The following is a 9,150-nucleotide window of genomic DNA, read 5'->3' on the forward strand; positions in this document are numbered from 1 at the left end:
TTTTGCCTTTCCAAGCAGGAGTTCCACCTGCTAAATTACACGACTTTACCATTGGTCGCTCGCGCCCTGTAGTTCCCGTTTTTACCCTCAACCCATGGGTGGGCGGTTTCAAGTGCGGGGAGTTGTCTGCTCGTGGAAATACGAGCCGAAGGAATCCTACGTCTCATCACGTTTCGGACACAGCAGCCGTTATTTTTGCAAAAAGAGGCGTGTCTCTCTGCGAACGGACACCAGAGACCTTATACGCCGATTTCGGGGCGAAATCAGCCCTAAGTGAACCAGTAACGGCATTGGCGTCCGTTACATGCTCGAAGAGGTCCTTTTCCATCGAATAAGGGTCCTTCTGTCCGTCAGCGAGGCCCCCTTTAATGTAAAAAAGGAGTACTCTCTGCGATCGCAGAGAATACTCACTTTTTCGGTAACCTCGAAGGTTCTCTTCTATTCCTCTTCTAGAATCACTTGCCGTAAGAACCAGCAGCGAATGTTGATGGATCCCACCATTTGTAGCCTGGATCTGGAGCAGCCCATGGCTCAGCTAGAGGCTCAATCGATTGTTGAGGAATTTCGTTCTCTTTGCCCGAAGTAATCAAAGGCGTTTTTTGATCCAAAGTAAGCCCCTGAACTTGGGCTAGGCTTGTATAGTTTTCTTTTTTGCCTAACCATTCAATAACGTTTTGCAGCAAGATAGCATCGCTTTCTTCCTTGTATCCGTCATAAGTCGTTTTGGTTTTGCCATTGTCTTCCCGCTTATACTTAGGTGTGATATCCTCTACCGCTGAAGAATCCCCGATAAATGCCGCTTTTCCCTTACCTACTTTAGAAACCGCAACATAAGGACCTTCATCGATCCCTCCGCCATTGTACACAGCCTTGTCTACAGGACCAGTGGACCATTTCGGAGGATTTTTCGGAACATAAACAATCCCTTTAGCTTTATTAGGATCTGTGATGGCCAACGTGCTGCCTGCATGCATAGCTACTGATTTTACATTCTTTGTGATTCCAAATGACTGATCTTGCGCAACAATAATATTTGCACTTAAATCGCCCAATGCATTGTATCTGAATTTGATTCCGAAGTTGTCAGATAACCAGTCGGAGCTTACAACGTCCTTCATAGCATTGGAATTTGCTTCTTCGGCGCTCATACCTTTGGCAGGATTGTCCCAAGCTCCCCGACGATAGCCGTTATAAACTTCAGAGCCATCCCAACGGTTCTTATTGCGGTCTGCATTATAATGATCGGCGATGAAGAAGATAGAACCGCCTTTCTGAACATATTCCAACATAGCAGCCTGCTCAGAAACTTTGTAAGGAACATTGGATTCTGCGGTCACAAAGATATCGTAATCTTTCAGATCATCATAAGTCATCAGCTTGGTTTGACGTAATTCTTTGACGAAATACCCGGCATTCGCAATCCCGTTGGCAAAGTCGGAGAACGCCCCGTCAATAACCCAGTCTGAAGCTCCTGTTGTGTTTCCGTGGGCATTGTCGAATAGAACCTTTTTACCGTTTGGCGTACCTTTAGCAGCAATCGTCGGAGCCGGATCTTTCGGGCCCTCCGCAAAGATAGCGTAAGGAACCACTACTGCAGTTACAGTTAATGTCAGCGCGAGTGTGACAGTAACGGTTAATTTTGAATATGGCTTAGATAGTAGTTTCATAGAATCCTCCTGATTACCCTTTGATAAGAACATCGTCTAGCGCAATGTTACCCGCACTTTTAAAATAACTGAACTCTATTTGTGTAATTCCCGCCGGTAAAGTTCCATCTGCGACTTTGTAGGTATAAGTTAAACCATTTACTGCGGTAGGTAATGGTTTAATTGTTGCAATTGTCACCCACGTGCCATTTTGTAAACCTTTAATCGTTAATGAACTATTCGCGTCTGTAGCTTGTCCCTTTAACCAAAAGGAAAGTTCTGTCGCTGAAGTCGTTAATACCGGTGTTAGTATGGTATCTCCACTGTTCGTAATTTTAAGCGACGGCGAACTAGTTCCGTAGTTTGTCGCTGAAGTATAGGTTTGGAAAGTGATAGCATTGATGCCATTGCTGAATTTCCAACCAGTCGGTGCAGTACCGCCCGCAGTAAAACCTTCATTGATCAGAATGCTTGGCGTGGTCACCGCCGCATCCGTCTTGGCTGTCGCTATATTGGAATTCCCTGCATAGCTGCCGCCTGTAACAACCAGTTTGAACTGATAGCTAGTATCTGCCGTTAGATTGATGGCTTTAGCGGATACGGAAGTGGAGCTAAGGTTAAGTTCCGTCGTTGCAGGCAACCAATTGGCTCCATTGTCTTTGGAGTATACTATTTGGACAACAGTTGCTCCTGTAGGTGCCGTAAAGCTGAAGGATACCGTAGTCGCTGTATGTGCCGTTGCGCTCAAATCGGAAATCGCAACTGGTGCAGCAGCATCCGTTTTTACATTGACGATGTTGGAATCCCCTGCATAGCTTCCACCAGTAACAGCCATTTTAAAGCTATATGTGGTGTTTGGTGCAAGATTGATTGCTGTTGCTGTAGTGGACGCAGCACTCAGAACTGCATCCGTTGTTGCTTTAGTCCAAGTTGCTCCGGAGTCTTGAGAATAAAATAATTCGACTAAAGTTGCTCCTGCAGGTGCTGTAAAACCGAAGGAAGCCGTTGTAGTCGTATGACTTTTGCTCACTAGATCATTAATTGGATTGGTTGGAATTGTGTTGTCAGCAACGATTGCCGAAATCGAGCTTTTCGCTGCGACACCTGTCGTTGTTCCAGCGCTTGCAATAGGCGTAACTTCAAAACGCAGTGCTTTACCTACATCCGCTTGCTGAACAACATAAGTTTTGCTTGTCGCGCCAGCAATGACTGTTTCCGTCGAGCCATCTACTTGATACCACTTAAATGTGGAGGTACCTTCTACATCATTCTCAGCATCCGCGTAGTTGTATGAGCCTGTTAATGTCTGGCCGACTTTGGCTGTACCGGTTATTTGTACATTAGAAGCAGTTGGAGCTGCGTTTGGTACGGAATCCCCGCCAACAAATTCAATTTTTGCATAGTCACTGGAGAAACCTTTTTTGCTGGAATATGCGCTGTCTATGATTTTCCCAGTAATTCTTACTTTTTTATTAGCAGCTTTTGCCACACTGTAATCTCCATTGCGATCGCCATTTGCAAACTTAACAATCAGAGATGTACTGCTGTTTGTCCCTACCTTATCATCCAAATAGATGCCATACCCTGCATATTGCGAATTTGCTTCTACATTCTGGATATAGCCTTCTACAATGATGGATGTTCCGGAAGCTGTAGCCATTGCCTGAGCAACCGTTAAAGCAGCCGGAGCTTCAGTAATAGTCAAAACTAATTTAACTGTCGCTGAATACAATGAAGTTGAGCCCACAAAATTGAACGTTCCCGCAACGCTGGTATCTACTGTCGAAGGATTCCATACCACATCCAACTGAGTCGTGGTACCATCGCTCATATTAGCCTTCGCTTTTGCAGGTAAGGAATATGCAGTTCCTTTGCTGATGGAGGCAGCGATATCATTGAAGCTAACTACGGTCAGAGCTTCTGTTTGTGCTTTAACGACTACTGCAAAAGTTTTCACTGCTTGTGTACCATTTTTGCTGATCGTAGCTGTTAACGTTACATTTGCGTCCGGATCACCCAGCATAGGTCTTTTGATAGCACCATTCGTTCCAAGCACTGCTGGCTTATCAGATCCCCATACAATGGTTGTTCCATTCAAACCGGAAGTCGGCAGATTTAATGCTGTTTTCACATCACTTAAGCTTGTATTCAATTGTTTGATACTATTGTCCGTTAAGGCAGTGGCAGCACCGTCAACAGCCTCGCTATCAGTCATGGATCCTGGATTCACGACTAGCACGTAGGCAGCATCACTTGTGTAGCCTACCGATGACGCAATCACTTCTAAAACAGTTCCTTCTGGCTGATTCGTGATGGATACGCTGAAAGCACCTGTGACACTATCTGCAACAGCTGTACCAAGCACTTGTTGTCCTGTATTTACAGTTACTGTTGTCCCAGCTTTCGCTGTTCCTGTTACGACTACATGGTTAGCTTTAACCGTGTTTACTTGCGGCTTTTGCTGTCCTTTGATGACACGGATCGTAATCTCTTTGGTATCGCTGACAGCACCTTTAGTGATCGTAGCAACTAATGTAACATCTGTGTCCGACTCGATATCAAAACGATTTACAGAACCTGTAGCGACATTTACGATCGTGGATTGAGCACTATTTTTCAATGACCAAGTGACCGAAGTGCCATCTGTTCCAGCAACAGGCAAGTTGATTGAATTGTCTAATCCCGTATAGTTCAAAGTCAATGCTGTCTTGGCATTAGCCACAGCTTCTTGATTGGATACTGTTTCAGGAAGAACGGTTACCAGGAAATCTTTTGTACGGGAAACTAATCCTTTACGAATTGTCGCCGTTAAAATCGCTTGTCCATTGGCTTGTCCTTTGCTAGGACGAGTTACGACACCAGCGTTAGTGACGACAGAAGGATTATTAGAAACCCAAGTAATCGTTGAGCCGCTTGCTCCTTCAGATGGCAAATCCAGATTGCTAACAACTGCGTTGAGGTCTTCAAATACGATTCCTGCAGTGTCAGCTAATACAGCGTCCTCATCAGACACGCCGCCAGATTTCGTAATATCTGCATTTGTACGTGGCAGCAGCTGCGGGTTGTTCGAGAAAATGGATACAACTCCCGTTACATCTACTTTATCGCCAACGACAATACCTGAAGTCGTAACGCCAAATCTTGTTAAGTATACTTCATAGCCCGGAGAAACAGTTCCAATAAAGAATTTAGGTGAAGTGCTTATAACCGGAACGTTTTTCACAGTAACGATTTGTCCTTGTTTTGCTGCAAGATCACTTAGATTAACTATAGCAGGAGCAATAGGAGCGTTCTTATTGGTTTTTGTAAATTCTCCCTCAGTAAGCTCTGCTTCGCCGTTGTATGTTAATCTTTTACCTTTTGTGATCTCAATTTCATCACCGATAGCTACTGGCGTTTTCGTTACAGGATTGAACACCAGAATTCCGCCGGTACCATCCTGTACGTAGAAGTTGTTTGTATTCGTACCTGCTGTATAAGGTGCGGAGATAACTGTTCCTTTAATAACTCCTGTCAAGGACTCGTTATCCGCTTGTGCTCTGAAGCTAGCTATTGAACGAGAGTCCGGATTAACCGCAGGCTCCGCAACGAAATCTCTGGAAGTCCTGGTACTCTCTTTTTTACCGGTTGATTTCACACTAACGAATACTTGGCCTGCATCAGTCCCCAGTTGCGGAATGGAAATTGTCAAGCTAGTTTGTCCCGTTGCAACTTGTCCGCTTCCAAGGGATGTCTCTCCTGTAGAGGAACCATATACCGTTACTAAATCACCTTCAGCTAATCCTTCTACAGTTACTGTATCCGCAGTCCCGACAGGGTTGTTTACTACAGAAATTTGTGCTGCACTAGGCGCAGTAGTAATTTGCTCGACTGGATCTCCGCCATTGCCTGGGTTGTCGCCACCATTGCCCGGATTGTCTCCGCCATTGCCTGGATTGTCTCCGCCATTACCTGGATTGTCGCCACCATTGCCTGGGTTGCTGCCGCCATTACCTGGGTTGCTGCCACCATTGCCTGGGCTGCTGCCACCGCCTGAGTTGCCGCCACCGCCCGAATTGCTGCCGTTTTCTTGGCCTGAAGATTTGTCGACAACTTGATCGCCAATTGTAGCCTTAACATTGGTACCAATTGTATATGAAGTTGGCTTTGTTCCTATCGTTACACCATTGACATTAATAGCTGCTTGTTTAATCGTTCCTTTTCCCGAAACTTGAGCAGCGCCATCCAGCGTAAGCGTATCAACACTCGTGTCAGCAGCCATCGTAATTGCTGAACCTTGACCCGATGAAGGAACATTTAAGCTGTTAATAGCACCTTCAACTAATTCAACCGATGATTTGCCTTTCAGACGAATCAAATCAAATACGCCGGCAAGCTGAACAGTACCTGGAGCATTGATGTCTACATTTTTAAAACCTTTTTCAGTTGTAGAAAGCTTATTTTCTTCCAATCTGGCTGATGACAGCACTTCCGTTTCCTCAACAGAAGTAGCGCCTTCTGCTACGATACGAACGTTGGGTTTTACCACTTTCAACTGATTAATTTTACTATCATTGATATGGATAGAATGCGTGCCGCCGCCTTTAACGACGGTTTGGCCTTTAACAGCCACTTTGCTTAAGGTTACATCGCCTTGCCCCACTTCTTCGGCCACTACTAACTTGCCGTCGACAGCAACATCTTTCAAATCTGCGCCTGAAGCCGTAACAATAACATTCCCTTTAATCTTCTGGCCAGCAAATGATTTGGCTTTATCCACAATGGTCGTCTCGGCTGACACATTCCCTGCACGATCCAGGGACACGATTGCTTCTGCACGGCTTATTAAACCAGTCGGTTTAAATAGGTCTCCTGGGTAGCCATTCATATACCCTGCCTGAACGACGGATTCAATGGGAGCTTTACTCCAAGCTGCCATCTGCAAGGAATCTACGAAAGCCTTTGGCGCGTTAGAAGTACTTGCAAGCGGAAGCTTCTTAATCCGGCTTACAATGACTGCTGCCTCTTGACGTGTGATCGTTTCCAGCGGTTTTATAGTGCCATCTTCATAGCCTTCAATATAACCAGATGCCTTTGCTATAGCCACATCGGCATAGAACCAGTCTGAAGTGGATACATCTTTATATTTAATGTCAGCTTTCGCCGTAAAATTAAAAGTTCGATTAACCAATGCCATGAATTCAGCTCTAGTTATACTGTTGTCCGGTTTAAAAGTGCCGTCCGGGTAACCCTCAGCCAAATCTAACGCTGTCCATACGGCAATCTGATCCTTAGCCCAATGCTTCGACAAATCAGAGTTCGATGCGGCGTAACTTGCCTGAGGTAAAACCATTACATTAGGAACAATAAGTGCAGTGGCAATACAAAAATTAAGCACCTTTTGAAATTTTTTCAAGAGTCTATCCCGCCTTCTACTTTTTTTGATTTCAGACAAAATGGTATTAGAGCATCCATAGTCCTACTACATTCGTATATTCGCAAGAGCCTCCTTTAAAGTTAGCGTAGGACTTTAGGTGGATGTACCCACACGCATTTTTTAAAGATACCAATGAATTATATCAAGTACGAAAGAAATTACACGTTAAGTCTTTGTAAAAATGCTGCTAAAACCATCATTAATATTGTGGATTTCGTCATTTCCTACTGCCAATGCTGCATCAAAACGGCAGCCATGGACGAATGATGAAGTCCTTGACTGCCGTTTGTATGAAAGAATGTTTATCTAATTGTAGGAATGAAAACGACTCGCTGCCCGTTGTTAGAAGGGGCATTCCAAACATCCTCCACTTTGGAAAGCGGGAATGATGCCAAATTTACCGTTAGCTTGCCAGTTGCAATAGCGTCAATAAGCGCTGGGAATTCAGCTATATATCCTGCAGTCGTGACCGAGCCCTGACCACTTCCCAATAGTTGGAAGTTGGCGGATCGAAGAGCGACCGAAGGCACGGCAGCCGTAGGACCAGCGACAGAACCAATTTGGATCCAAGTCAAAGCCCGGCTTCGGTCCGATCTTTTTGTCAGCATAGGAAGCATCGCAAGTTCGGCCGGTTTTCCCCATAGATAATCGATAACGACATCTACTTCTGACGCCGCCTCTCCGAGCCGCTCAGCTGCCTCTTCTGGATCCCCGGCAAGGGAGACAACAGCGTCGGCGCCTAGCGCAGCTAGAGAATGGAGACGCTCCTGATCTCTTCCAGCACCGATTACTTGACTTGCGCCAAGAAGCTTGGCAATTTGGACAGCCATCTGCCCTGAATTTCCAGTAGCGCCGAGCACAAGAACCTTATGCCCTGGCCTGAAATCAACCCGGCGCTGCAAAGCTACCCACGACGACATAGCCGGGTTCATTGCTGCAGCAATGAGCGCAGGATCAGCTCCCTCGGGTAAAGGCACGCTGCGGCGCAGGTCAATGACTGTCTTCTCTGCAAATGTGCCAAACGAGGTATCCGGCACTACGAAATATACCATTTGACCGTCCGGCAGCCGCCCAACTCCGTCAATTCCAGGAATTAGCGGCAATTCGTCTGTACTTGTGTAGTGGGAACCATTTGCCTGAGACCGCACGCGAGTGTGCAACCCTGCGGCTAGCACGTCGGCAAGTATTTCATTCATACCGGACGGCTGCGGATCATCAAATACTTCATATTTGGGAGTTGTATGAAAAGAACGCACAACAGCAGCATACATAATAAGACCTCCTATCGCGACTTTACGCGCACACTTAGTTTGCGATACAAACAATATAGTTTGTTTCACGTATTAAGTCAATGGCTTCTGTGGTATACTAGTAAAAGAATTATCCAAACTACATGGTTTTCGCGCCTGTTGTGCGAAACCAACTAAGTCCGGAGTGACAAATTTGAACATTGACTCATCCAACATTCACAGCGATCTCTCACTTGTAGATAGCATGGTCCAATTCTCGCACCTTATCCAGTCCACTATCAGCCGGGTTGGAGCCGGCCACGAACTTTCGCTCATTCAGATTAGACTGCTTGGAATTCTACGGGATCGGGAACCGACCATGCAGCAGCTCGCTCAGTATCTCAACCTCGACAAGTCCAGCATTACCGGCCTAATAGATCGCGCTGAACGTCGTGGACTCGTCGAACGTACGGTAGCTCCTAACGACCGGCGGGGATTCAATGTGAAAATAACCCCTGCCGGCATGCAGCTCGTTCAAGTGGTCGGTCCTGAGATAGAGCGTCAAATCCATGCTGTCATCGAAGTTCTGACTGAGACTGAACGCTCACAATTCACAGCCCTTGTGGCCAAAATCTTAGAATCGGCCTCCTCCGTTTGATATCCGCCTGATCGAAGGGAACTCCGTTCCCTTATTTTGGCGAAAAGTGGAATATCGGGCATCCGAGGGGAGCATACAGGGTCTTATTTCACCTCAATCATCTAACTTTCTGTTCAGAATGGTGAAATAGTCGAGTAGGCGGGGCCTTTCCGTCTTGGATTGTGCCCCTTGCCCCTCACAGATCCGTACGTGCCCAATTAA

General features: G+C 46.0%; 4 protein-coding genes and 1 pseudogene. 1 reads left to right on the forward strand and 4 read right to left on the reverse strand.

Annotated elements, in window-relative coordinates:
* Positions 1-166: 166 nt before the first annotated feature.
* From AC3WRW_RS32520 to AC3WRW_RS32535, 4 genes and pseudogenes are all read right to left on the reverse strand, one after another.
* A complete protein-coding gene (locus tag AC3WRW_RS32520) occupies positions 167-328 on the reverse strand; it encodes a hypothetical protein (RefSeq protein ID WP_492550356.1) in 162 nt (53 codons plus the stop codon).
* Positions 329-461: 133 nt separating this feature from the next.
* Positions 462-1,667, reverse strand: a pseudogene (locus tag AC3WRW_RS32525) (hypothetical protein); the annotation flags it as partial.
* A gap of 13 nt (positions 1,668-1,680) precedes the next feature.
* On the reverse strand, positions 1,681-7,041 hold the full coding sequence (locus AC3WRW_RS32530) for an immunoglobulin-like domain-containing protein (RefSeq protein ID WP_492550357.1): 5,361 nt from the start codon (positions 7,039-7,041) through the stop codon (positions 1,681-1,683).
* 323 nt (positions 7,042-7,364) lie between these two features.
* Positions 7,365-8,333: a quinone oxidoreductase family protein gene (locus AC3WRW_RS32535; protein ID WP_492550358.1), complete on the reverse strand. Its 969-nt coding sequence runs from the start codon at positions 8,331-8,333 to the stop codon at positions 7,365-7,367.
* Positions 8,334-8,505: 172 nt separating this feature from the next.
* On the opposite strand from AC3WRW_RS32535, the gene AC3WRW_RS32540 reads away from it, so the two are divergent.
* Positions 8,506-8,949, forward strand: coding sequence for a MarR family winged helix-turn-helix transcriptional regulator (locus AC3WRW_RS32540; protein WP_492550359.1), 444 nt, complete (start codon positions 8,506-8,508; stop codon positions 8,947-8,949).
* Positions 8,950-9,150 lie beyond the last annotated feature (201 nt).

It is taken from the genome of Paenibacillus sp. FW126-R14 (assembly GCF_058789495.1).